Annotated in this window: 23 protein-coding genes and 1 pseudogene; 23 read left to right on the forward strand and 1 reads right to left on the reverse strand. The window is 61.0% G+C overall.

Going from position 1 to position 25,635, the window contains the following annotated elements; translation table 11 throughout:
• Positions 1 to 36 precede the first annotated feature (36 nt).
• From rpmI to pheT, 5 genes are all read left to right on the forward strand, one after another.
• A complete protein-coding gene (gene rpmI, locus IT775_RS13845; RefSeq protein WP_212701710.1) occupies positions 37 to 237 on the forward strand; it encodes a 50S ribosomal protein L35 in 201 nt (66 codons plus the stop codon).
• A gap of 15 nt (positions 238 to 252) precedes the next feature.
• The gene (gene rplT, locus IT775_RS13850) at positions 253 to 615 is read left to right on the forward strand and encodes a 50S ribosomal protein L20 (protein WP_212701711.1); all 363 of its coding nucleotides are present in this window, start codon (positions 253 to 255) and stop codon (positions 613 to 615) included.
• A gap of 112 nt (positions 616 to 727) precedes the next feature.
• On the forward strand, positions 728 to 1,801 hold the full coding sequence (pheS, locus tag IT775_RS13855) for a phenylalanine--tRNA ligase subunit alpha (RefSeq protein WP_212701712.1): 1,074 nt from the start codon (positions 728 to 730) through the stop codon (positions 1,799 to 1,801).
• The gene (locus IT775_RS13860) at positions 1,798 to 2,151 is read left to right on the forward strand and encodes a DUF2513 domain-containing protein (protein WP_212701713.1); all 354 of its coding nucleotides are present in this window, start codon (positions 1,798 to 1,800) and stop codon (positions 2,149 to 2,151) included. Before pheS ends, IT775_RS13860 begins: the two co-directional genes overlap by 4 nt.
• Complete coding sequence (gene pheT / locus IT775_RS13865; RefSeq protein ID WP_212701714.1) at positions 2,148 to 4,547, forward strand: phenylalanine--tRNA ligase subunit beta; 2,400 nt, start codon at positions 2,148 to 2,150, stop codon at positions 4,545 to 4,547. The genes IT775_RS13860 and pheT overlap by 4 nt, the downstream gene beginning before the upstream one ends.
• Positions 4,548 to 4,630: 83 nt before the next feature.
• On the opposite strand, the gene IT775_RS13870 is transcribed toward pheT, so the two are convergent.
• On the reverse strand, positions 4,631 to 5,524 hold the full coding sequence (locus IT775_RS13870) for a LysR family transcriptional regulator (RefSeq protein ID WP_212701715.1): 894 nt from the start codon (positions 5,522 to 5,524) through the stop codon (positions 4,631 to 4,633).
• Between the two features lie 86 nt (positions 5,525 to 5,610).
• On the opposite strand from IT775_RS13870, the gene IT775_RS13875 reads away from it, so the two are divergent.
• The 18 genes and pseudogenes from IT775_RS13875 to IT775_RS21690 all read left to right on the forward strand — a co-directional run.
• Positions 5,611 to 6,249: a class I SAM-dependent methyltransferase gene (locus IT775_RS13875; protein ID WP_212701716.1), complete on the forward strand. Its 639-nt coding sequence runs from the start codon at positions 5,611 to 5,613 to the stop codon at positions 6,247 to 6,249.
• 75 nt (positions 6,250 to 6,324) lie between these two features.
• Entirely contained in the window at positions 6,325 to 6,774 is a 450-nt protein-coding gene (locus IT775_RS13880) for a YtoQ family protein (protein WP_212701717.1), read from the forward strand.
• A 64-nt stretch (positions 6,775 to 6,838) separates the two neighbouring features.
• Positions 6,839 to 7,036, forward strand: a complete 198-nt coding sequence (secE, locus tag IT775_RS13885; protein WP_212701718.1) for a preprotein translocase subunit SecE — start codon at positions 6,839 to 6,841, stop codon at positions 7,034 to 7,036.
• Positions 7,037 to 7,236: 200 nt separating this feature from the next.
• Positions 7,237 to 7,770: a transcription termination/antitermination protein NusG gene (gene nusG / locus IT775_RS13890; protein ID WP_212701719.1), complete on the forward strand. Its 534-nt coding sequence runs from the start codon at positions 7,237 to 7,239 to the stop codon at positions 7,768 to 7,770.
• 127 nt (positions 7,771 to 7,897) lie between these two features.
• A complete protein-coding gene (gene rplK / locus IT775_RS13895) occupies positions 7,898 to 8,323 on the forward strand; it encodes a 50S ribosomal protein L11 (RefSeq protein ID WP_212701720.1) in 426 nt (141 codons plus the stop codon).
• Between the two features lies 1 nt (position 8,324).
• Positions 8,325 to 9,023, forward strand: coding sequence for a 50S ribosomal protein L1 (gene rplA, locus IT775_RS13900; RefSeq protein ID WP_212701721.1), 699 nt, complete (start codon positions 8,325 to 8,327; stop codon positions 9,021 to 9,023).
• A 237-nt stretch (positions 9,024 to 9,260) separates the two neighbouring features.
• On the forward strand, positions 9,261 to 10,172 hold the full coding sequence (locus IT775_RS13905; RefSeq protein WP_212701722.1) for a LicD family protein: 912 nt from the start codon (positions 9,261 to 9,263) through the stop codon (positions 10,170 to 10,172).
• Positions 10,169 to 10,615 (forward strand): glycerol-3-phosphate cytidylyltransferase, encoded by a 447-nt coding sequence (gene tagD, locus IT775_RS13910; RefSeq protein ID WP_212701723.1) that lies wholly within the window; start codon positions 10,169 to 10,171, stop codon positions 10,613 to 10,615. Before IT775_RS13905 ends, tagD begins: the two co-directional genes overlap by 4 nt.
• A gap of 307 nt (positions 10,616 to 10,922) precedes the next feature.
• Positions 10,923 to 11,441, forward strand: coding sequence for a 50S ribosomal protein L10 (gene rplJ / locus IT775_RS13915; RefSeq protein WP_212701724.1), 519 nt, complete (start codon positions 10,923 to 10,925; stop codon positions 11,439 to 11,441).
• A gap of 71 nt (positions 11,442 to 11,512) precedes the next feature.
• Positions 11,513 to 11,893, forward strand: a complete 381-nt coding sequence (rplL, locus tag IT775_RS13920) for a 50S ribosomal protein L7/L12 (protein ID WP_212701725.1) — start codon at positions 11,513 to 11,515, stop codon at positions 11,891 to 11,893.
• Positions 11,894 to 12,147: 254 nt separating this feature from the next.
• Positions 12,148 to 16,284 (forward strand): DNA-directed RNA polymerase subunit beta, encoded by a 4,137-nt coding sequence (rpoB, locus tag IT775_RS13925; RefSeq protein ID WP_212701726.1) that lies wholly within the window; start codon positions 12,148 to 12,150, stop codon positions 16,282 to 16,284.
• A gap of 53 nt (positions 16,285 to 16,337) precedes the next feature.
• Complete coding sequence (gene rpoC / locus IT775_RS13930) at positions 16,338 to 20,579, forward strand: DNA-directed RNA polymerase subunit beta' (protein ID WP_212701727.1); 4,242 nt, start codon at positions 16,338 to 16,340, stop codon at positions 20,577 to 20,579.
• Between the two features lie 128 nt (positions 20,580 to 20,707).
• Entirely contained in the window at positions 20,708 to 21,127 is a 420-nt protein-coding gene (locus tag IT775_RS13935) for a hypothetical protein (RefSeq protein ID WP_212701728.1), read from the forward strand.
• Between the two features lie 89 nt (positions 21,128 to 21,216).
• The gene (locus tag IT775_RS13940; RefSeq protein WP_212701729.1) at positions 21,217 to 22,104 is read left to right on the forward strand and encodes a DMT family transporter; all 888 of its coding nucleotides are present in this window, start codon (positions 21,217 to 21,219) and stop codon (positions 22,102 to 22,104) included.
• Positions 22,105 to 22,510: 406 nt separating this feature from the next.
• The gene (gene rpsL / locus IT775_RS13945; protein ID WP_005621086.1) at positions 22,511 to 22,882 is read left to right on the forward strand and encodes a 30S ribosomal protein S12; all 372 of its coding nucleotides are present in this window, start codon (positions 22,511 to 22,513) and stop codon (positions 22,880 to 22,882) included.
• A gap of 12 nt (positions 22,883 to 22,894) precedes the next feature.
• Positions 22,895 to 23,365: a 30S ribosomal protein S7 gene (rpsG, locus tag IT775_RS13950; RefSeq protein ID WP_212701730.1), complete on the forward strand. Its 471-nt coding sequence runs from the start codon at positions 22,895 to 22,897 to the stop codon at positions 23,363 to 23,365.
• 21 nt (positions 23,366 to 23,386) lie between these two features.
• Positions 23,387 to 25,504 (forward strand): elongation factor G, encoded by a 2,118-nt coding sequence (gene fusA / locus IT775_RS13955; protein WP_212701731.1) that lies wholly within the window; start codon positions 23,387 to 23,389, stop codon positions 25,502 to 25,504.
• A 54-nt stretch (positions 25,505 to 25,558) separates the two neighbouring features.
• Positions 25,559 to 25,635 (forward strand): annotated as a pseudogene (locus IT775_RS21690) (GTP-binding protein); the annotation flags it as partial.

Below are 25,635 nucleotides of genomic sequence, written 5' to 3' on the forward strand. Positions count from 1 at the left end.
AGTCGCGTGTAATCGTTCAAAGACAAGGAGACGAAAATGCCCAAGATGAAGACCAAGTCGAGCGCCAAGAAGCGCTTCAAGGTGACCGCCAAAGGCAAGGTGCTCGCCGCTCAGGCCGGCAAACGCCACGGCATGATCAAACGTACCCGCAAATTCATCCGCGATGCACGCGGAACCACCACGCTGTCGGCTCCCGACGCCAAAATCGTCAAGGGCTTCATGCCCTACGACCGCTAAGAGAGGAGAGCAGACATGTCCCGCGTTAAAGGTGGTACCACGACTCACGCCCGTCACAAGAAGGTCATCAAGGCAGCCAAGGGTTACTATGGCCGTCGCAAGAACACCTTCAAGGTCGCCCGTCAGGCCGTCGACAAGGCGAACCAGTATGCAACCCGCGACCGCAAGAACCGCAAGCGGAATTTCCGCGCGCTGTGGATCCAGCGGATCAACGCAGCCGTTCGCGCGCATGACGAAGCGCTGACCTATTCGCGCTTCATCAACGGCCTGACCCTGGCCGGCGTCGAAGTGGACCGCAAGGTTCTGGCCGATCTGGCTGTGCACGAACCCGAAGCGTTCGGTGCCATCGTCGATAAGGCGAAGGCCGCGCTCGCGTAATCCCATCCAGGGATAAAGTTTAAGGAAGCCGCGGACCTTTTGGGGTCTCGCGGCTTCTTGCGTTTTGGGTCCGTGCTGGGTAGCAGGGGACCAACGGAATTGGAGGGGTCGGATGGACGATCTGAAACAGAAATACCTCAGCGCCATCGCCGATGCGGGCGATGAAGCCGCTTTGGAAGACATTCGCGTTCAGGCGGTGGGCAAGAAGGGCGAAGTCAGCCTGAAAATGCGCGAGCTGGGCAAGATGACGCCGGAAGAGCGCCAGGTCGCCGGTCCGGCATTGAATGCGCTGAAGGACGAACTCAACTCGGCACTGGCCGCCAAGAAAACCGCGCTGGCCGACGCCGCGCTGGATGAGCGTCTGCGCACCGAATGGTTGGACGTGACGCTGCCGGGCAGGGGCCGCGGGCAGGGCACCATCCACCCGGTCAGCCAGGTCAGCGAAGAAATCGCCGCGATCTTCGCCAATCTTGGTTTTGCCGTGGCCGAAGGGCCGCAGATCGAAACCGACTGGTACAACTTCGACAGCCTCAACATCCCGCCGCACCACCCCGCGCGGCAGGAATTCGACACGTTCTACATGCACCGGGATGAGGCCGACGAACGTCCGCCGCACGTGCTGCGCACCCATACCTCGCCGGTGCAGACCCGCGCGATGGAAAAGCAGGGCGCGCCGATCCGCGTGATCGCACCGGGGCGCGTCTATCGGTCGGACTACGACCAGACCCACACGCCGATGTTCCACCAGGTCGAGGGCCTTGCCATCGACCGCGACATTTCGATGGCGAACCTGAAATGGGTGCTGGAGGAATTCTTCGCCGCCTTTTTTGAGATCGACGGCATCAAGACCCGCTTCCGCGCCTCCCACTTCCCCTTCACCGAACCCTCGGCCGAGGTCGATATCCAGTGCAGCTGGGTCGACGGTCAGCTGAAGATCGGCGAGGGCGACGATTGGATGGAGGTTCTGGGGTCGGGCATGGTGCATCCGAAGGTGCTGCAGGCCGCGGGCGTGAACCCGGACGAATGGCAGGGTTTTGCCTTCGGCATGGGTATCGACCGTTTGGCGATGCTGAAATACGGCATTCCCGACCTGCGGGCGTTCTTCGACAGCGACCTGCGCTGGCTGCGCCATTACGGGTTTGCCTCGCTTGACGTGCCGACCCTGCATGGGGGGCTGTCGCGGTGAAACGTGACGATGACCTGATTAGGGCGCTACTCTTCAATTACGAAGAGGCGGATGACTGGCTTCTGATGATGCCGGGCTACACAAAGGATGCGAGCGAAGAAGAGCGGCGCGAACGATATCATGTTCTTTTACTTTCCGATGAGGGCTTTGTTACCGAAGTAGGTAATGGAACTTTTCGACTCACTGCCCAAGGTCATGACTACATCAATGCCATTCGTTCTGACGACGTGTGGGAAAAGACCAAGGACGGAGCTGCTAAAATTGGCGGTGCCACTCTTGGTATCATGAAAGATTTGGCTGTTGCTTATATCAGGCAAGAAGCCGCCGAGAAATTGGGGATCGAACTATGAAATTCACCCTCTCCTGGCTGAAAGAGCACCTCGAGACCGAGGCTTCTTTGGATGAAATCCTCTACGCCCTGACCGATCTGGGTCTGGAAGTGGAAGAGGTCGAGGACCCGGCCTCGAAACTGGCCTCCTTCACGCTTGCTAAGGTCAAGCATGCCGAACAGCACCCCGATGCTGACCGGCTGCGCGTCTGCACGGTGGAAACCGACGAGGGCGACAAGCAGATCGTTTGCGGCGCGCCGAACGCGCGGGCAGGCATCACCGTGGTCCTGTGCAAGCCCGGCGATTACGTGCCCGGCATCGACGTGACGCTGAGCGTCGGCAATATCCGCGGCGTGGAAAGTCACGGCATGATGGCCTCGGAACGCGAACTGGAGCTTTCCGACGAACATAACGGCATCATCGAACTGCCCTCGGGCGAGGTGGGGCAGAAGTTCACCGACTGGCTGGCCGCGAACGATCCGGCCAAGGTCGATCCGGTGATCGACATCGCCATCACGCCGAACCGTCAGGACGCCCTGGGCGTGCGCGGCATCGCCCGCGATCTGGCGGCGCGCGGCCTGGGCGAGATGAAGCCGGTGGATGAACCCCGGGTCGAGGGGCAGTTCCCGTCCCCGATCAAGGTAACCATCGACGATGATGCCCGCGAAGGCGGCTGCGAAGTGTTCGCCGGGCGCCTGATCCGGGGCGTGAAGAACGGGCCCAGCCCGGAATGGCTGCAACAGCGGTTGCGGGCGATCGGGTTGCGGCCGATTTCGGCGCTGGTCGACGTGACCAACTTCTTCACCTTCGACCGCAACCGGCCGCTGCACGTGTTCGACGCCGACAAGGTCAAGGGCGATTTGCGGGTGCACCGGACCAAGGGCGGCGAGACGCTGATCGGTCTGGACGAAAAGGAATATACCTTCCCGGCGGGCGCGGTGGCGATTTCCGACGACAACGGCATCGAATCGATTGCCGGCATCATGGGCGGGCTGGAAACCGGTTGCACCGAGGAGACGGTGAACGTGTTCCTTGAAGCGGCCGTTTGGGACACCATCCAGATTGCCAAGACCGGGCGCGCGCTGAAGATCAATTCGGATGCGCGGTACCGCAACGAACGCGGCATCGATCCGGCCTATAACCTGCAGGCCATCGAAGACGCGACGCAGATGATCCTGGATCTCTGCGGTGGCGAGGCGTCGACCGTCGTGGTGGCCGGCAAGGTGCCGGACGTGTCGCGCGCCTACAAGCTCGACGCCGCAAAGGTGCAGTCGCTGGTGGGGATGGAAATCCCCGAATCCGAGCAACGCCAGACCCTGACCCGGCTGGGGTTCCGGATGGAAGGCAACATGGCCCATGTGCCCAGTTGGCGCCCCGACGTTCAGGGCCCGGCCGATTTGGTCGAGGAAGTGGCGCGGGTGGCGTCGTTGACCAAGCTGGAACCGATCCCGCTGGCCCGTCCCACGGTCAGCGTGCCGAAGCCGACCCAGACCCCGCTGCAGCGGCGCGAAACCATCGCGCGGCGCACCGCGGCGTCGCTCGGGTACAACGAATGCGTCACCTATTCCTTCATCGACCGCAAATCGGCGGAACTGTTCGGCGGCGGGGCGGATGCGACCATGCTGGACAACCCGATTTCCAGCGAGATGAGCCATATGCGCCCCGATCTGCTGCCCGGCCTGCTGCAGGCCGCCGCACGCAACCAGGCGCGCGGGTTCAGCGACCTGGCGCTGTTTGAATGCGGCCCCGCCTTCACCGGCGGCGAACCCGGCGAACAGCGGTTGCAGATTTCGGGTCTGCTGATCGGTCGCACTGGTCCCAAGGACGTGCATGGCCAGTCGCGCGCGGTGGACGTCTATGACGCCAAGGCCGACGCCGAGGCGGTTCTGGCCGCCATCGGCGCGCCGGCCAAGGCGCAGATTTTCCGCAACGGTGAAGCCTGGTGGCATCCGGGCCGACATGGCCAGATCTGCCTTGGCCCGAAGAAGGTGCTGGGCGTCTTTGGCGAACTGCACCCGAAAGTGCTGGCCGAGATGGATGTGAAAGGTCCTGCCGTGGCCTTCACCGTCTGGCCCGAAAACGTGCCGATGCCGAAGAAGAAATCGGCCACCCGTCCGGCGCTGGAACTGCGCGACTTGCAGGCGGTTGAACGCGATTTCGCCTTCGTGGTCGATGCCGATGTCGAGGCACTGACGCTGGTCAACGCCGCCGCCGGGGCCGACAAGGCGCTGATCGACGAGGTTCGGATCTTCGATCAGTTCATCGGCGGTTCGCTGGGCGAGGGCAAGAAATCCATCGCCATCACCGTTCGGCTGCAACCGACGGAGAAGACGCTGAAGGAAAAGGACATCGAGGCGGTGGCCGCCAAGATCGTCGAGAAAGTGTCGAAGGCGACCGGCGGAACGCTGCGCGGGTAAGCCGTATGGATGGTGAGCAACGGAAGGGCTGCGCATTGCGCGGCCCTTTTTCGGTGCGGTGACCGGGCAGGGCCGCGGGCCGTTCAGCCGCGCTGCGACAGGTAATCTGCCAGCAGGTCGAAGACTAGGCGGATGCGGCGGCTGGTATGCAATTCGCGATGGGTGGCGAGCCAGACCGGGAAGGTGATCGGGTCAAGCTCGGGCAGTATCCGTTCCATGCCGGGTGTCATCCTGGCCACTTCCTCGTCCATCGCGACGATACCGAAACCCTGCCGGGCAAGTTCCCAGCCGACCAAGCCGCTGTTCGAGCCGATGCGGAAATTCTCCACCGTGACCGGCAGGCCGAGAGGGGTCAGGAAATCCCGCATCCCTTCTGCATCGCCGTAATGGATGAAATCGTGGTTCGCGAGGTCATCGGGGGTTTGCGGCCGGCCCATGCGGTCGAGATAGCCGGTCGAGGCATAGAAATGCGCGCTTGCCTCCTGCACCAGCCGGGCGATCAGGTCGGGTTGTTCGGGGCGGACGTTGCGGATGGCGATATCGGCCTCGCGCCGCATCAGGTCGCGGATGTCGTTGGACGCGACGATGTCGATGTTGAGGCGCGGAGCTTCGCTGCGCAGCTGTTTCAGCGCCCAAGGCAGCACGAAGGCCGAGGTGACGTCCGAGGCGGTGATGCGGATCAGCCCTTCGATCGATTGGGATTGTCCCGAGGCGACCAGCGCCACCCGGTCGGCGGCTTCGCCCATGGCGCGGACATGATCGAGAAGCTCAGTCCCGGCGCGGGTCAGCACGAGGCTGCGTCCGACCCGTTCGAACAGCAACAGGCCCAGTTCGTCCTCCAATGCGGAAACCTGCCGGCCCAGCGTTGGCTGGGTCAGGCGCAGCTTGCGTGCGGCGGCCGAAAGCGATCCTTCCTCGGCGGTGGCGAGGAAGGCGCGGACATGGTTCCAGTCGAACTGCCGGCTGCTGTCGTTCATGCGTTTGTGTATAGTGCAACTGCGGATTTCCGCAATTTCTATCGGGTATCCGCATGGGTATAAATCCCGCCAAAAGGAGGCCCATCATGCAGACAGCCGCGAAATTTTGGGACAGGCTTGCCGACCGTTATGCCAAGTCGCCGATCGACGACATGGAGGCCTATGAATACACGCTGGGCCGGACACGCAGCTATCTGAAGGAAACCGACCGGGTGCTGGAACTGGGCTGCGGCACCGGCATGACGGCGGTGACGCTGGCCGGGGCGGCGGGATCCGTGGTGGCCAGCGACCTGTCGGCGAACATGGTGGAGATCGGCAAGCACCGCGCAGCCGAGGCCGGGGCCCGCAATGTCAGCTTCGTTCAGGCAGGGGTCGATGACGAGGGGCTGCGCGAAGATCCCTATGACGTGGTCATGGCCTTCAACCTTTTGCACCTGATCGAGGATACCGATGCGGCGCTGGCGCAGATCGGGGAAATGGTCCGGCCGGGCGGATTGTTCATTTCGAAAACGGTTTGCCTGGCCGAAGGCGGCGGAACCTTGAAGCTGCGGTTGCTGATGCTGGCGCTGCCGCTGATGCAACTAATCGGCAAGGCGCCGTTCGTGCGGTTCCTGAAGATTACCGAGCTGGAAAGCGCCGTCGAGCTGGCCGGATTCAAGATCATCGAGGCGGGCAATTTTCCCGCCAAGCCACCGACCCGTTACCTGGTGGCGCGCAAACTGTGACCTTTCGCGCCCTGATCGAGGCTGGGCTTTGCCCGGCAGAGGCGGTAAGACACGGACCCAAAGACGGAGGGTCCAATGGCTTTGAAAGTGTATTTGTCGGGTGAGATTCACACCGATTGGCGCGAACAGATCATCGACGGTGCGCAGGGACTGGATGTCGAATTCAGCGCCCCGGTGACCGATCACGATGCCAGCGACGATTGCGGCGTGGCGATCATGGGGGCGGAACCGAACAAGTTCTGGCACGATCACAAGGGCGCCAAGCTGAACGCGATCCGTACCCGCAAGGGGATCGAGGACGCCGATGTCGTCGTGGTGCGTTTTGGCGAGAAATACAAGCAGTGGAACGCGGCCTTCGACGCGGGCTATGCCGCGGCGCTCGGCAAGTCGCTGATCGTTCTGCACGGGCCCGATCACCAGCACGCGCTGAAAGAGGTCGACGCCGCTGCGCTGGCCGTGGCCGAGGAGCCGCGCCAGGTGGTCGAAATGCTGCGGTATGTGCTGACCGGTGCTCTGCCGGGCTGAGCCCCCTTGAAATCGGGCGCCGATACGCGTATCTGCGGCCCATTCCAGACAGAGAAGAAAAAGCATGGCACGCACAAATCCGCTTCAGTTCATCCAGCAGGTCCGCAGCGAAGTGGGCAAGGTGGTCTGGCCGACCCGCCGCGAAGTTCTGCTGACGACCGCTATGGTGTTCGTCATGGCGACGCTGACCGCGATCTTCTTTGCGCTGGTCGATCTTGCGATCAAGGGCGGTTTGCGCGGTCTGCTGTCGCTGTTCGGCTGAGTTCGGCTCCCGGGGTCCGGCGCCTTTTCTCTTGAATTCCTGAGGGTTCGGGGGTAGGTGACAGGCCTCATCCGGAAATGGCGTGCGGCGATTCGAGTTGCACGCCGCTTTTTTGTTTCCGGGAGAAGCGGGCAAATGCCTGCAATTTATTGGAATTTTCGGCCCCTTTGCGGGCTCGCGGATGCAAGGACAGGATCAAGATGGCGAAGCGTTGGTATTCGGTGAGCGTTCTCTCGAACTTCGAGAAGAAGATTGCCGAGCAGATTCGTCAGTCCGCCGAGGAAAACGGCCTTGAGGACGAAATCGAAGAGGTTCTTGTTCCCACCGAGGAAGTGATCGAGGTCCGTCGCGGCAAGAAGATCACCACCGAACGCCGTTTCATGCCCGGCTATGTGCTGGTGCGCATGGAAATGAGCGACCGTGGCTATCACCTGATCAACTCGATCAACCGCGTCACCGGTTTCCTGGGCCCGCAAGGCCGCCCGATGCCGATGCGCGACGCCGAAGTGAACCAGATCCTGAACCGCGTGCAGGAAGGCGAAGAAGCGCCGCGCACGCTGATCCGCTTCGAAGTGGGCGAGAAGGTGAAGGTCAACGACGGTCCGTTCGAAGATTTCGACGGCATGATCGAGGAAGTGGACGAGGATGCGCAGAAGCTGAAGGTTTCCGTGTCGATCTTTGGCCGCGAAACCCCGGTCGAACTGGATTTCACTCAGGTCACCAAACAGGTCTGAGTGTTTGGCCGCCCGATGAGGGCGGCTTCGAGCGTGGGAGGCGAGGGCATCGCGATGTCCGGACCAGACCACACAACGTAAGGCCCCGAGAACGCGTTCGAGGGGTGTTGGAAAAAGGAGAGGCCTCATGGCCAAGAAGCTCGTCGGCACGCTGAAACTGCAGGTGCCCGCCGGTCAGGCAAACCCGTCCCCGCCGGTTGGTCCGGCACTGGGTCAGCGCGGCATCAACATCATGGAATTCTGCAAGGCGTTCAACGCCAAGACGCAGGACCTGGATCCGGGCGCACCCTGCCCGACCGTCATCAACTACTATCAGGACAAGTCCTTCACCATGGACATCAAGACGCCGCCCGCGTCCTATTTCCTGAAGAAGGCCGCCAAGCTGAAATCCGGCGCCAGCACTCCCGGTCGTGATACCGTGGGTTCGGTGACCGCAGCGCAGGTGAAAGAAATCGCCGAAGCCAAGATGAAAGATCTGAACGCCAACGATATCGAAGCGGCGATGCAGATCATCCTGGGCTCGGCCCGGTCCATGGGCATCGAGGTGAAGTAAGATGGCAAAGCTTGGAAAACGCACCGCAGCAGCCCGTGAAGCATTCGCTGGCAAAAGCGACCTGTCGGTTGAAGAAGCCGTCGCCCTGGTCAAGGCAAACGCCACCGCCAAGTTCGACGAAACCATCGAAATCGCGATGAACCTGGGCGTTGACACCCGTCACGCTGACCAGATGGTTCGCGGCGTTGTCAGCCTGCCCAACGGCACCGGCAAAACCGTGCGCGTCGCCGTGTTCGCGCGTGGCCCCAAGGCAGAAGAAGCCCAGGCCGCAGGCGCGGATATCGTTGGCGCCGAGGACCTGATGGAAACCATCCAGGGCGGCACGATCGATTTCGATCGCTGCATCGCCACCCCGGACATGATGCCGATCGTCGGTCGTCTGGGTAAGGTTCTGGGTCCGCGCAACCTGATGCCGAACCCCAAGGTCGGCACCGTGACCATGGACGTGAAAGAAGCCGTCGAAGCCGCCAAGGGCGGTGAGGTCCAGTTCCGTGCCGAAAAGGCGGGCGTGGTTCACGCCGGCGTCGGCAAGGCATCGTTCGATGAGGCCAAGCTGGTCGAGAACGTCAAGGCTTTCGTGTCGGCCGTGGCCAAGGCCAAGCCGTCGGGTGCCAAGGGCGCTTACATGAAGAAGATCGCGATCAGCTCGACCATGGGTCCGGGCGTCAGCATCGACGTGTCGTCGGCCAACGCCGAGTAATCTTCGCTTCAAAGCATCTTGAAAGGGGCGCCGTTTCGGCGCCCCTTTTTCGTTCCGGGATGTAATCCATCGCGCCGTGCCGCGCGGCTGGGCGGTGCGCGGCTTTAAAAATGTTGATCCGATGCATCTTATGATGGTAGCGTTTTTCGAAATGAGCAGGGGCGGACAAGGCCGTTAGAGCCGAGGCGCCTAAAAATTTGTTAAAACAGGCAAGTTTCAGACGTGAATAGTGAAACGTTGATTGAGCGTGCGCGCGGGTTGTCCGCGCAAGATCGCGTGGCGCGGGTACAGGAAATTCGCCTGATCGCGCTGGCCGCCTTGAGCGGTCATGCCGAGGATTTCGAGGCTTGGAAATATTATGCCGAGCTCAAGAATCTAAAGCCCAAACGCCCGGGAATTCCATTCCTCGAGGCCCGTATCGCGACATGCGTCGTGGGTCGGATCCGGCCCGCCACGGCGATGCGGACAATGCAGAAGTTGCGCAACCTGCGCGCCCGGGGCGGGCAGCGCCGCGAATTCGACAAGTTCGAGGCCCTGATCAAGGATCATATCGGCGAAGGCGGCGTGACCAATCACGGTTTCGGAAAGGCGAGTTTCGCCGACCGCGATCATGGCGCTTTATGGGGACGGATCGGCAGTCACATCGAAACGCTGGGCAAAGCCGGATACCAGGTGTTTCTGAACTCGGGCACCCTCCTTGGCGTGGTGCGTGACGGCCGGCTGATCGACCATGACGACGATATCGACCTCGCTGTGGTGTTGAAAAGCGGTTCGGCGGTTGCGGCGGCTGGGGAATGGAAGGCGCTGCGGTCCGATTTGCAGGGCATGGGCGTCTTCGATGCCGAAAACGTCACCAATCCGGCGATCTACAAGCTCAAGCCGGAAGATGGCTGCGAAATCGACCTGTTCCCGGCCTGGATCGAGGAGGGCAGGGTGTTCGTCTATCCGCATACCTTTGGCGAACTGGCCGAAGACGACGTGCTGCCGCTGGCAACCTGCGGCGTTTCCGGCCGGCCCATTCCGGCCGCCGCGGAAAAGATGCTGGCGCTGAACTACGGAGAGGACTGGCGCCAGCCCGATCCCTATTTCAAATTCCCGTGGAGATCGGCGCGGCAGCGGTTTCAAACCTTCCTGGAGGCGATTCAATGAGCGTGCTTGGCCAGCGCCCGGATCGCACCGTGATCACCTATGGGACGTTCGATCTGTTCCACTACGGTCATGTCCGGCTGCTGGAGCGTCTGTCGCGGCTCGGCAGTCGCCTGATCGTGGCCTGTTCGACAGATGAGTTCAACGCGAAGAAAGGCAAGGCATCGGTGGTCCCGTTCGAAAGCCGGGCCAAAGTGCTGGAGGCCTGCCGCTACGTCGACAGGGTGATCCCGGAAACCAACTGGGCGCAGAAGCGCGACGATATCCGGCGTTATGACGTTGACCTGTTCGCGATGGGCGATGACTGGGCTGGAAAATTCGACGATCTGCGTGATTTGTGCGATATTCTCTATCTGCCGCGTACCGAGGGCGTGTCGACCACCGAGATCAAGCGGCTGATCGGGGCGTCGTGCGTGCAACGGCGCGTCGCGGCCGCTGGCCGATAGGGGAGGCGAGCGTTGGGTGCGTTTCAAGCTGGAGACTTTTTTGCCTTTCCCCCCTTGGAAACCCCATACATCTGTTCTATTCAGTGCTGCGGAGTAAAGCGTGCGATTCGTCGTGCGCTTTATTTTGTTTCGTCCAAGACGGTGGGTGGCGTCGTTCGATGCCTTAATTTCCTGCCTGAGACGGGAATAACCAATTCAGCCTGGGATCCCTCGGGCGATTTTGGCTTAGCCCCGTAGTCGGACTTAGTCGCCGGGTTCGCCCGGCAGTGAAGAGCCGGGGGGTAACCCCCATAATTGGAGTGAAACTGTGGATAGAGCACAAAAAGAGAAGTTGGTCGAAGAACTCGGCCAGATCTTTGAAAGCTCTGGCGTTGTGGTCGTAGCCCACTACGCAGGTCTCACGGTTGCTGAGATGCAGGACCTTCGTGCTCGCGCCCGCGAAGCCGGTGGGTCCGTACGCGTCGCCAAGAACAAGCTCGCCAAAATCGCTCTGGAAGGGAAGCCTTGCGCAAGCATTGCTGATTACCTTTCGGGCATGACCGTTCTGACCTATTCCGAGGACCCCGTGGCAGCAGCCAAGGTGGCCGAGGACTTCGCCAAGGAAAATTCGAAATTCGAAATCCTCGGCGGTGCAATGGGCGAGAACGCTCTGGATCGTGCTGGCGTAACAGCCGTGTCGAAAATGCCCTCGCGTGACGAGCTTATTGCTTCGATCGTTGGCTGCATCGGCGCGCCTGCTGCGAATATTGCCGGCGCGATTGGCGCACCTGCTTCGAACATCGCGAGCATCCTTTCGACCATCGAAGAGAAGGCGGAAGCCGCGTAAGCAACCTTTTGATCTGCGTGGAGTGAAAGCTCACACGTTGGAACACATCTAAACGAACGGAAAACAGTAAAATGGCTGATCTGAAAGCACTTGCTGAGCAAATCGTGGGTCTTACCCTGCTGGAAGCTCAAGAACTGAAAACCATCCTGAAAGACGAATACGGCATCGAGCCCGCCGCTGGTGGCGCTGTGATGATGGCGGCAGCTGGTGGCGACGCCGGTGGCGCAGCCGCTGAAGAGCAGACCGAATTCGACGTCATCCTGAAGTCGGCCGGCGCATCCAAGATCAACGTGATCAAGGAAGTCCGCGGCATCACCGGTCTGGGCCTGAAAGAAGCCAAGGAACTGGTTGAAGCAGGCGGCAAAGCCGTGAAAGAAGGCGTGTCGAAGGACGAAGCCGAAGAAATCAAAGGCAAGCTGGAAGCAGCTGGCGCCGAAGTCGAAGTCAAGTAATCGACTTGGTGACTGTGTTGCCCCACTAAAAATCATGGCTGGGTCCGGGAAATCCGGGCCCAGCCGAACCTGTCTTAGCAAGGGCCCCTCGATCTGGTAGGGTAGGGGCGTTTCCTAAGGTCTGGTTCTGTGATCGGGAGGCCTCTGGTGGGACAGAGGCCATGAATGGATCGTAATCGACCTGTTTCAAATGGACGTGCTGCCGGGGCCCGACGGCAGGCACGACCGATTGGAAACGAAAGGTGACGACTGTCATGGCTCAAAGCTTCCTTGGCCAGAAACGTTTGCGTAAATATTACGGCAAAATCCGCGAAGTGCTGGAGATGCCGAACCTGATCGAGGTTCAGAAATCCTCGTATGACCTCTTCCTCCGTTCCGGCGATGCCGAACAGCCCACCGATGGCGAAGGCATCATGGGCGTGTTCCAGTCGGTTTTCCCGATCAAGGATTTCAACGAAACCTCCGTTCTGGAATTCGTGAAGTACGAGCTGGAAAAGCCGAAATACGACGTCGAGGAATGCATGCAGCGCGACATGACCTACAGCGCGCCGCTGAAGGTCACCCTGCGCCTGATCGTGTTCGATGTGGACGAAGACACCGGCGCGAAATCGGTCAAGGACATCAAGGAACAGGACGTCTTCATGGGCGACATGCCCCTGATGACCCCGAACGGCACCTTCATCGTGAACGGCACCGAGCGCGTGATCGTTTCGCAGATGCACCGGTCGCCGGGCGTGTTCTTCGATCACGACAAAGGCAAGACGCACAGCTCGGGCAAGCTGCTCTTCGCCTGCCGCATCATCCCCTATCGCGGCTCGTGGCTGGATTTTGAATTCGACGCCAAGGATATCGTGTTTGCGCGCATCGACCGTCGCCGCAAGCTGCCTGTGACCACCCTGCTGTATGCTCTGGGCCTGGACCAGGAAGGCATCATGGATGCCTATTACAACACCGTCGAATTCAAGCTGGACAAGAGCAAGGGCTGGGTCACCAAGTTCTTCCCCGAACGCGTCCGCGGCACCCGTCCCACCTATGACCTGGTCGACGCGGCCACCGGCGAAATCATCTGCGAAGCCGGCAAGAAGGTCACCCCGCGCGCGGTCAAGAAGATCATCGACGAAGGCAAGATCACCGAACTGCTGGTTCCGTTCGAACATATCGTCGGCAAGTTCGTCGCCAAGGACATCATCAACGAAGAAACCGGCGCGATCTATGTCGAGGCCGGTGACGAGCTGACCCTGGAATACGACAAGGATGGCGAACTGATCGGCGGCACCGTGAAGGAACTGGTCGAAGCGGGCATCACCACGATCCCGGTTCTCGACATCGACAACATCACTGTCGGCGCCTACATGCGCAACACCATGGCGCAGGACAAGAACATGGGCCGCGACACCGCGCTGATGGACATCTACCGCGTCATGCGTCCGGGCGAACCGCCGACCGTCGAAGCCGCTTCGGCGCTGTTCGACACGCTGTTCTTCGATTCCGAACGCTACGACCTCAGCGCCGTGGGCCGGGTGAAGATGAACATGCGTCTGGCGCTGGATGCCGAAGACACCCAGCGGACCCTGCGCAAGGAAGACATCATCGCCTGCATCAAGGCGCTGGTGGAACTGCGCGACGGCCAGGGCGAGATCGACGATATCGACCACCTCGGCAACCGCCGGGTCCGTTCGGTCGGCGAACTGATGGAAAACCAGTATCGCGTCGGCCTTCTGCGCATGGAACGCGCGATCAAGGAACGCATGTCGTCGGTCGAAATCGACACCGTCATGCCGCAGGACCTGATCAACGCGAAACCGGCCGCAGCCGCTGTCCGCGAATTCTTTGGCTCGTCGCAGCTGTCGCAGTTCATGGACCAGACCAACCCGCTGTCGGAAGTCACCCATAAACGCCGCCTGTCGGCGCTTGGGCCGGGCGGTCTGACCCGCGAACGCGCGGGCTTCGAGGTCCGCGACGTGCACCCGACCCACTATGGCCGGATGTGCCCGATTGAAACGCCGGAAGGTCCGAACATCGGTCTGATCAACTCGCTGGCGACCTTCGCCCGCGTGAACAAGTACGGCTTCATCGAAACGCCCTACCGCGTCGTCAGCGACGCCAAGGTTACCGATGAAGTGCACTACATGTCGGCGACCGAGGAAATGCGTCACACCGTGGCGCAGGCCAACGCGACTCTGGACGAGGACGGCAAGTTCATCAATGACCTGGTGTCGACCCGTCAGTCGGGCGACTACACCCTGGCGCCGCGTGAAAACGTGGACCTGATCGACGTCAGCCCGAAGCAGCTGGTCTCGGTTGCGGCCTCGCTGATCCCGTTCCTGGAAAACGACGACGCAAACCGCGCCCTGATGGGTTCGAACATGCAGCGTCAGGCGGTGCCGCTTCTGCGCGCCGAGGCGCCGCTGGTCGGTACCGGCATCGAAGAAATCGTGGCCCGGGATTCCGGCGCGGCCATCATGGCCAAGCGCGGCGGCATCATCGACCAGATCGACGCACAGCGTATCGTGATCCGCGCCACCGAGGATCTGGAACTGGGCGATGCCGGCGTCGACATCTACCGGATGCGCAAGTTCCAGCGGTCGAACCAGAACACCTGCATCAACCAGCGTCCGCTGGTGAAGGTGGGTGATAAGGTCATCAAGGGCGAAGTGATCGCCGATGGCCCGTCGACTGATATCGGTGAACTGGCGCTCGGCAAGAACGTGATCGTCGCGTTCATGCCGTGGAACGGCTACAACTACGAAGACTCGATCCTGATCTCCGAACGGATTGCGCGCGATGACGTGTTCACCTCGATCCATATCGAGGAATTCGAAGTTGCCGCCCGTGACACCAAGCTTGGGCCGGAAGAAATCACCCGCGACATTCCGAACGTCGGTGAAGAAGCGCTGCGCAACCTCGACGAGGCTGGCATCGTTTACATCGGCGCGGATGTGGAACCGGGCGATATCCTCGTCGGTAAGATCACGCCGAAGGGCGAAAGCCCGATGACCCCGGAAGAAAAGCTGCAGCGCGCCATCTTCGGCGAAAAGGCATCGGACGTGCGCGACACCTCGCTGCGCGTCAAGCCGGGCGATTTCGGCACCGTGGTCGAGGTGCGTGTCTTCAATCGCCACGGTGTGGAAAAAGACGAACGTGCCCTGCAGATCGAACGCGAAGAAGTCGAACGTCTGGCCCGTGACCGCGACGACGAGCTGGCGATCCTGGATCGCAACATCTATGCCCGTCTGAAGGACATGATCCTGGGCAAGGTCGCCGTGAAGGGGCCGAAAGGCGTCAAGGCGAGCTCGGTCATCACCGAGGAACTGCTGGAAACCCTGACCCGCGGTCAGTGGTGGCAGCTGGCGCTGGAAGAAGAATCTGACGCCCAGGTGGTCGAGGCGCTGCACGAACAGTACGAAGTGCAGAAACGCGCCTTGGATGCCCGTTTCGAGGACAAGGTCGAAAAAGTCCGTCGTGGCGACGACCTGCCGCCGGGCGTGATGAAGATGGTCAAGGTCTTCATCGCGGTGAAGCGCAAGCTGCAGCCGGGCGACAAGATGGCCGGCCGTCACGGCAACAAGGGTGTTATTTCCCGCGTTGTCCCGATGGAAGACATGCCGTTCCTCGAAGACGGAACCCCGGTCGATTTCTGTCTGAACCCGCTGGGTGTGCCGTCGCGTATGAACGTCGGTCAGATCCTTGAAACCCACATGGGTTGGGCCGCGCGCGGTCTGGGCCTGAAGGTAGACGATGCGCTGCAAGAATACCGTCGGTCGGGCGACCTGACCCCGGTACGCGAAGCGATGCGGATCGTGTATGGCGACGACGTCTATGAGGAAGGCCTTGCCGGCATGGACGAAGACCGCCTGCTGGAAGCCGCTGGCAACGTGACCCGCGGTGTTCCGATCGCAACGCCGGTCTTCGACGGTGCCAAGGAAGCGGACGTGAACGACGCGCTGTCGCGCGCCGGTTTCGACCAGTCGGGTCAGTCGATCCTGTTCGACGGCCGTACCGGCGAACAGTTCTCGCGTCCCGTGACCGTGGGTGTGAAGTACTTGCTGAAGCTGCACCACCTGGTCGACGACAAGATCCACGCGCGTTCCACCGGTCCGTACAGCCTGGTCACCCAGCAGCCGCTGGGCGGTAAGGCGCAGTTCGGCGGTCAGCGCTTCGGTGAGATGGAAGTCTGGGCTCTGGAAGCCTACGGCGCCGCCTACACCCTGCAGGAAATGCTGACGGTGAAGTCGGACGACGTGGCAGGCCGGACCAAGGTCTATGAATCGATCGTCAAGGGCGAGGACAACTTCGAAGCCGGCGTGCCGGAATCGTTCAACGTTCTGGTCAAGGAGGTCCGGGGTCTGGGCCTCAACATGGAACTCCTGGATGCGGAGGAAAAGGAGTGAGGGCCGCGCGCCCTCTCGCCCATCCCCCCTTCCGCAAGATTTGAGGTATCAAAATGAACCAGGAACTCACCAACAACCCGTTCAACCCGCTGACCCCGCCCAAGGTCTTCGACGAAATCCGCGTTTCACTGGCATCGCCCGAGCGGATCCTGTCGTGGTCCTATGGCGAGATCAAAAAGCCCGAGACGATCAACTACCGGACCTTCAAGCCCGAGCGCGACGGCCTGTTCTGCGCCCGGATCTTTGGCCCGATCAAGGATTACGAATGTCTGTGCGGCAAATATAAGCGGATGAAATATCGCGGCGTCGTCTGCGAAAAATGCGGCGTCGAAGTCACGCTGCAAAAGGTCCGCCGCGAACGCATGGGCCATATCGAACTGGCCGCACCGGTCGCCCATATCTGGTTCCTGAAATCGCTGCCGTCCCGCATCGGCCTGATGCTGGACATGACGCTGCGCGATCTGGAACGGGTCCTATATTTCGAAAACTACGTCGTCATCGAGCCCGGTCTGACCGACCTGCAATACGGCCAGATGATGACCGAAGAAGAATTCATGGACGCCCAGGACGCCTATGGCATGGATGCCTTCACCGCCAATATCGGCGCTGAAGCGATCCGCGAAATGCTGGCCGCGATCGACCTGGAAGCAGAAGCCGAACAGCTGCGCGCCGACCTGGCCGAAGCCACCGGCGAACTGAAGCCCAAGAAGATAATCAAGCGCCTGAAAGTGGTCGAAAGCTTCCTGGAATCCGGCAACCGCCCGGAATGGATGATCATGACCGTGATCCCGGTCATTCCGCCGGAACTGCGCCCGCTGGTGCCGCTGGACGGCGGCCGCTTCGCGACGTCGGACCTGAACGACCTGTATCGCCGGGTGATCAACCGGAACAACCGTCTGAAGCGCCTGATCGAACTGCGCGCGCCCGATATCATCGTTCGCAACGAAAAGCGGATGCTGCAGGAATCGGTCGACGCGCTGTTCGACAACGGCCGCCGCGGCCGCGTGATCACCGGCGCCAACAAGCGCCCGCTGAAATCGCTGTCGGACATGCTCAAGGGCAAGCAGGGCCGCTTCCGTCAGAACCTTCTGGGTAAGCGGGTCGACTTCTCGGGCCGTTCGGTCATCGTGACCGGCCCGGAACTGAAGCTGCACCAGTGCGGTCTGCCCAAGAAGATGGCGCTCGAGCTGTTCAAGCCGTTCATCTATTCGCGGCTGGAAGCGCGCGGTCTGTCTTCGACCGTCAAGCAAGCCAAGAAACTGGTGGAAAAGGAACGTCCCGAGGTCTGGGATATCCTGGATGAAGTGATCCGCGAACACCCGGTTCTGCTGAACCGTGCGCCGACGCTGCACCGTCTTGGCATCCAGGCGTTCGAACCCACGCTGATCGAAGGCAAGGCGATCCAGCTGCACCCGCTGGTCTGTTCGGCGTTCAACGCCGACTTCGACGGCGACCAGATGGCGGTCCACGTGCCGCTGAGCCTGGAAGCGCAGCTGGAAGCGCGCGTGCTGATGATGTCGACGAACAACGTTCTGTCGCCCGCAAACGGCGCACCGATCATCGTTCCGTCGCAGGATATGATCCTTGGCCTCTACTACACCACCATCGCCCGCGATGGGATGCCGGGCGAAGGTATGGTCTTCTCGTCGATCGACGAAGTTCAGTACGCGCTGGACACCGGTGCCGTGCACCTGCACGCCAAGATCACCGCGCGGATTCCGCAGATCGATGAAAACGGTCTGGAAGTCGTGAAGCGCTATGAAACCACGCCGGGCCGTGTTCGTCTGGGCGCGCTGCTGCCGCAGAACGCCAAGGCGCCGTTCGACCTGGTGAACCGCCTGCTGCGGAAGAAAGAAGTGCAGCAGGTCATCGACACCGTCTACCGCTATTGCGGTCAGAAGGAATCGGTCATCTTCTGTGACCAGATCATGTCGATGGGCTTCAAGGAAGCGTTCAAGGCCGGGATTTCCTTCGGCAAGGACGACATGGTGATCCCCGACAACAAGTGGACCATCGTGGACGAAACCCGCGAACAGGTGAAAGACTTCGAACAGCAGTACATGGACGGCCTGATCACTCAGGGCGAAAAGTACAACAAGGTTGTCGATGCCTGGTCGAAGTGTAACGACAAGGTCACCGATGCGATGATGGGCACGATTTCGGCCGTTCAGACGGACGAAAACGGCGCCGAGCAGGAACCGAACAGCGTTTACATGATGGCGCACTCCGGTGCACGGGGCTCGGTCACTCAGATGAAGCAGCTGGGCGGGATGCGCGGCCTGATGGCGAAGCCGAACGGCGACATCATCGAAACGCCGATCATCTCGAACTTTAAAGAAGGCCTGACCGTGCTCGAGTACTTCAACTCGACCCACGGCGCGCGAAAAGGTCTGTCGGACACCGCTCTGAAGACGGCGAACTCGGGTTATCTGACCCGTCGTCTGGTGGACGTGGCGCAGGATTGCATCGTGCGCGAAAACGATTGCGGCACCGAGAACTCGATCTCCGTCGAAGCGGCGGTGAACGATGGTGAAGTCGTCGCATCGCTGGCCGAACGCATCCTGGGCCGTGTTACCGCCGAGGACGTGTGTGCCCCGGGCTCCGATGAGGTTCTGTTCCCGAAAGGAACCCTGATCGACGAACGGACCGCCGATGCGATTGAACAGGCAGGTGTGCAGACGATGCAGATCCGCAGCCCGCTGACCTGTGAAGCCGAGGACGGCGTCTGCGCCAACTGCTATGGTCGTGACCTGGCACGCGGCACCAAGGTGAACACCGGCGAAGCCGTCGGCATCATCGCGGCGCAGTCGATCGGTGAACCCGGCACCCAGCTGACGATGCGAACCTTCCACATCGGCGGCGTTGCGCAGGGTGGCCAGCAGTCGTTCCTCGAGGCCAGCCAGTCCGGCAAGGTCGAATTCGAGAACGCGCAGCTGATCACCAACTCCAACGGCGAAGTTCTGACCATCGGCCGGAACATGAAGCTGCGGATCATGGACGATGCCGGCGAAGAGCGTTCCAGCCACAAGCTGGGCTATGGTACGAAGCTGTTCGTCACCGAAGGCCAGAAAGTGGAACGCGGCGACAAGCTGTTCGAATGGGACCCCTACACCCTGCCGATCATCGCCGAGAAGTCCGGTTCCGCGAAGTTCGTGGACCTTGTCAGTGGCATCGCCGTTCGCGATGAAACCGATGAAGCCACCGGCATGACCCAGAAGATCGTGATCGACTGGCGTGCCGCGCCCAAGGGCAACGAGCTGAAGCCGGAAATCATCCTGGTCGATGGCGATGGCGAACCGGTCCGCAACGACGCGGGCAACCCGGTGACCTATCCGATGTCGGTGGACGCCGTCCTGTCGATCGAAGACGGTCAGACGGTTCAGGCCGGTGACGTCGTCGCGCGTATCCCGCGTGAAGGCGCCAAGACCAAGGACATTACCGGTGGTCTGCCGCGGGTTGCGGAACTGTTCGAAGCGCGCCGTCCGAAGGATCACGCGATCATCGCCGAAATCGATGGTTACGTGCGTTTCGGCCGCGACTACAAGAACAAGCGCCGCATCTCGATCGAACCGGCGGACGAAAGCCGCGAACCGGTCGAATACATGGTGCCCAAGGGCAAGCACATCCCGGTGCAGGAAGGCGACTTCGTGCAGAAGGGCGACTACATCATGGACGGCAACCCCGCGCCGCATGATATCCTTGCCATCATGGGCGTCGGCGCTCTGGCCGATTACATGATCAACGAGGTGCAGGAGGTCTATCGTCTGCAGGGCGTGAAGATCAACGACAAGCACATCGAAGTGATCGTGCGCCAGATGCTGAAGAAGTGGGAAATCAGCGACAGCGGCGACACCACCCTGCTGAAGGGTGAACATGTCGAGAAGGCCGAACTGGACGAAGCCAACGAAAAGGCGATCGCCCGCGGCGGCCGTCCGGCCTCGGGCGCGCCGATCCTGCTCGGGATCACCAAGGCGTCGCTGCAAACCCGGTCCTTCATGTCGGCTGCATCGTTCCAGGAAACCACCCGCGTGCTGACCGAAGCTTCGGTTCAGGGCAAGCGCGACCGCCTGATCGGGCTGAAGGAAAACATCCTTGTCGGCCGACTGATCCCGGCCGGTACCGGTGGTGCAACGGGCCGCGTGCGCAAGATCGCCCGCCAGCGCGACAACATCGTGCTGGAGGCCCGCCGCGAGGAGGCCGAGGCAGCCGCAGCTCTGGCCGCCCCGATTGACGACGTGGTTGGCGGCGACGAGTTCGACAACCTGGTGCAAACGCCGGAAAGCCGCGACGAGTAAGCGGCTGAAAAAAGAAACGGAAAAGGCCTCCGCACTGCGGGGGCCTTTTTTATTGCCGACGAAAGATGATTTTGCGCGTATCCTGAACATATGCCGTCAGTCCAAGGCCCTGAGAATGGAGCGGACCGATGAAATCAGTCGCAACCTGCCTTGCCGCTTGCCTGTTCCTTGTGGTCGCCGTGGCGGCCGCGGCGCAGGACTGTATGCCTGAACTGACGGGCTCGAATGGCGATAGCGACGACGGCAAGACCATGGGCATGCCCATGCAGGACGGTCATGGGGGGATGGCGGACATGCATTCCGGTGTCCCCAGCGATCATTGCGAAGCGATCCGCGAAGCCGGCCGCCTGTTTCAGGAAAGGTGTTCCTTCTGTCATGATAGCGCGGCCGAGTTGGCGCGATCAAAGCTGGTCCTGAAAGAAGACGGGTTATACGGGCGCTATTCGGAGCGGGCGGTTGTTTCGTTCCTGATGACCCATGCGCGCCTGTCCCCGTCGCAGGTGCCGATGATGATCGAGTTGCTGGAACAGCAATTGACCCAACGGTAAGGTGGGCCTTTTATCTGGACCCGGGATGGGAAATGCGCAGAAATTGCGCCAAACGATTTCCCGACACCCTATTTCCCATGTGACCGAAGATGCCCCTGTCCGACAATATGCGCGGTGCGCTTCTGATGATGGCCTCGATGGCGGCCTTCACGGTGAACGACACCTTCATGAAAGCCCTGGCGGGGGCGGTTCCATTGTTCCAGTTGCTGTTTGTTCGCGGTGTGCTGACATCGGTTCTGACCGGTGTCTGGGCCTATCGCAGCAGGGCGCTGCATCTGCGCATGCCGCGGCGCGACAAGGGATTGATTGTCTTGCGGGCCATCGCCGAAATCGGGGCGGCCTATTTTTTCCTCACCGCGCTGTTCCACATGCCGATCGCCAACGTGACCGCGATCCTGCAGTCGCTGCCGCTGACCGTGTCGCTGTGCGCGGCGCTGTTTTTCGGCGAAGCCCTGGGGTGGCGTCGGCTGAGCGCGATCCTGATCGGGCTGGCGGGCGTGATGCTGATCGTGCGGCCGGGGGCCGAGGATTTCAATTTCTATTCGATCTATGGCCTGATCGCGGTTGCCTTTGTCACGCTGCGCGATCTGGTGACGCGCAAGCTGTCGGATCAGACCCATTCGATCTTCGTGTCCTGGACCACCTCGGTTTCGGTCATGGTGGTGTTCGGCCTTGCGAGCCTGGGGCAGGACTGGGTGCCGATGGGGCCGCGTGCATGGGGGTTCATGGTCGCGGCCTCGGTATCGATCATCGGGGGGTACCTGTTTTCGGTACAGGTCATGCGGGTGGGCGAAATCAGTTTCATCGCACCGTTCCGCTACACCGGGCTGATCTGGGCGCTAGTGCTTGGATGGTTCGTGTTCGATGACTGGCCGGCGCCGCTGACCCTGCTGGGCGCTGCGATTGTCGTCGGTAGTGGCATTTTCATGCTGTATCGCGAAGGTCAGATCGCCCGTAGAGCCAAACGCAACCGATGAGAAGGGCCTGGCGATCGAGGTGCAACCCTTCTTCCAGTGCCGCTGGTCCTGTCTTTCCGCTTCCGGCGCAGCCCAAGGAGTTGGGGTTGATTTCGCACATGCCGCATGACCGACAGACCGCCGAATGGCGCGGGCCGGACCGCCCTTGTTGACAAGCCCGGCGACTCCCCCTATACGCCCACCATCCGGCAAAGAGGGACGCCCCTGACGCCGATATCAAAATTGCAGTGGCCAAGATCCAAGCTACTTTGAAGCTTCGGTCCTCTGGGAACTCACCGCGTCGTTCGCCTCGGAATGGGAACGATTGCGGTTTTTGCGTTATGCGGACGCGCGTGATGCATGGAATTGAAACCGTCAGTGGCTCCGGTCATTGGCAGATGTGTTAGGAAACGGGGAAAGCGACCCAATGCCAACGATTCAGCAGCTGATCCGCAAACCGCGGCAGCCCAAAGTAAAACGTTCGAAATCCATGCACCTTGAGCAGTGCCCGCAGAAGCGTGGCGTTTGCACCCGTGTGTACACCACGACGCCGAAGAAGCCGAACTCGGCTATGCGTAAGGTTGCCAAGGTCCGCCTGACCAACGGCTTCGAAGTGATCTCGTACATCCCCGGTGAAAGCCACAACCTTCAGGAACACTCGGTTGTCCTGATCCGTGGCGGCCGTGTGAAAGACCTTCCGGGTGTCCGTTACCACATCCTGCGTGGTGTTCTGGATACCCAGGGCGTCAAAGACCGTAAGCAACGTCGTTCGAAATACGGCGCCAAGCGTCCGAAGTAAGGAGATCTCAGAATGTCTCGTCGTCACGCTGCTGAGAAGCGCGAAGTCCTGCCCGACGCCAAGTATGGCGATCGCGTACTGACCAAATTCATGAACAACCTGATGATCGACGGTAAGAAATCGGTCGCCGAGAAGATCGTCTACAATGCGCTGGAGCGCATTGAGACCAAGATCAAGCGCGCCCCCGTCGAGGTGTTCCACGAAGCCCTGGACAACATCAAGCCGGCCGTCGAAGTCCGTTCGCGCCGTGTTGGTGGTGCCACCTATCAGGTGCCGGTCGAAGTGCGCCCCGAACGCCGTGAAGCCCTGGCCATCCGCTGGCTGATCTCCGCTTCGCGCGCCCGCAACGAAAACACCATGGAAGAACGCCTTGCCGGTGAATTGCTGGACGCTGTACAGTCCCGCGGTTCCGCCGTGAAAAAGCGCGAAGACACCCACAAGATGGCCGACGCGAACAAAGCGTTCAGCCATTATCGCTGGTAATTCCACGAAGGTACGAAACCAATGGCACGCGAATATCCGCTCGAACTGTACCGTAACTTCGGTATCATGGCGCACATCGACGCAGGGAAAACCACCTGCTCGGAACGTATCCTTTTCTACACCGGCAAATCCCACAACATCGGTGAGGTGCACGATGGTGCGGCCACCATGGACTGGATGGAGCAGGAACAGGAACGCGGCATCACCATCACCTCGGCTGCGACCACCACTTTCTGGGAACGCACCGAAGACGGTGAAACCGCAGAAACCCCCAAGCACCGGATGAACATCATCGACACCCCCGGCCACGTGGACTTCACCATCGAAGTCGAACGTTCGCTGGCGGTTCTCGACGGTGCGGTTGCCGTTCTCGACGCCAACGCCGGTGTCGAGCCGCAGACCGAAACCGTTTGGCGTCAGGCTGACCGCTACAAGGTTCCGCGGATCGTCTTCGTCAACAAGATGGACAAGATCGGCGCGGACTTCTTCAACTGCGTTCGCATGATCGAAGACCGCACCGGCGCGCGCGCCGTTCCCGTCGGTATTCCGATCGGCGCCGAAAACGAACTGGAAGGCCTGATCGACCTGGTCACCATGGAAGAATGGCTGTGGCAGGGCGAAGACCTTGGCGCATCGTGGATCAAGGCTCCGATCCGCGACAGCCTGAAGGACATGGCCGACGAATGGCGCGGCAAGATGGTCGAAGCCGCCGTCGAAGAAGACGACGACGCGATGGAAGCCTATCTCGAAGGTGAAGAACCCGATGTCGCCACGCTGCGCAGCCTGCTGCGCAAGGGCACCCTGGCACTGAACTTCGTGCCGGTTCTGGGCGGTTCCGCGTTCAAGAACAAAGGTGTCCAGCCGCTGCTGAACGCCGTGATCGACTATCTGCCCAGCCCGCTGGACGTTGTCGATTACATGGGCTTTTCCCCCGATGACGAAACCGAAGAGCGTAACATCGCCCGCCGCGCGGACGACGACATGCCCTTCGCAGGCCTGGCGTTCAAGATCATGAACGACCCCTTCGTCGGCTCGCTGACCTTCACCCGGATCTATTCGGGCGTTCTGAACAAGGGCGACAGCATCCTGAACTCGACCAAAGGCAAGAAAGAACGCGTTGGTCGTATGATGATGATGCACTCGAACAACCGCGAGGAAATCGAGGAAGCCTTCGCAGGCGACATCATCGCGCTGGCGGGTCTGAAGGACACCACCACCGGTGACACCCTGTGCGACGCCAAGGCGCCGGTGGTTCTGGAAACCATGACCTTCCCCGATCCGGTGATCGAGATCGCGGTCGAGCCCAAGACCAAGGGTGACCAGGAAAAGATGTCCCAGGGTCTGGCCCGTCTGGCCGCCGAAGACCCGTCCTTCCGCGTGGAAACCGACCTGGAATCGGGTCAGACCATCATGAAGGGTATGGGCGAACTTCACCTGGACATCCTGGTCGATCGTCTGAAGCGTGAATTCAAGGTTGAAGCGAACATCGGTGCGCCGCAGGTGGCATACCGTGAAACCATCAGCCACGAAGCCGAAGTCGATTACACCCACAAGAAACAGTCGGGTGGTTCGGGGCAGTTCGCGCGCGTCAAGATGGTCATCACCCCGACCGAGGCGGGCGAAGGCTATTCCTTCGAATCCAAGATCGTTGGTGGTTCCGTTCCGAAGGAATACATCCCCGGTGTTGAAAAAGGCATCCAGTCCGTCATGGACAGCGGCCCGCTGGCCGGCTTCCCCGTGATCGACTTCAAGGTTGCCCTGATCGACGGTGCCTACCACGACGTCGACTCGTCGGTCCTGGCCTTTGAAATCGCCGCCCGTGCGGGGATGCGCGAAGGCCTGAAGAAGGCCGGCGCGAAACTGCTGGAACCGATCATGAAGGTCGAAGTGATCACCCCGGAAGAATACACCGGCGGTATCATCGGCGACCTGACCTCGCGTCGGGGCCAGGTGTCGGGCCAGGAAAACCGCGGCAACGCCATCGCCATCGATGCGAACGTGCCGCTGGCCAACATGTTCGGCTACATCAACACCCTGCGTTCGATGTCGTCGGGCCGTGCCCAGTTCACCATGCAGTTCTCGCATTACGATCCGGTGCCGCAGAACATCAGCGACGAAATTCAGGCGAAGTACGCCTAAGCGAATTCGGGGGTCCGGACGACCGGGCCCCCCTCAAAGACAAAGGAGGCCATCATGGCAAAGGAAAAGTTTGAGCGTAGTAAACCTCACGTCAACATCGGCACGATCGGCCACGTTGACCACGGCAAGAC

Source organism: Thalassovita aquimarina, from assembly GCF_018219815.1.
In the GTDB taxonomy this organism is placed as follows: Bacteria; Pseudomonadota; Alphaproteobacteria; order Rhodobacterales; family Rhodobacteraceae; genus Thalassobius; species Thalassobius aquimarinus.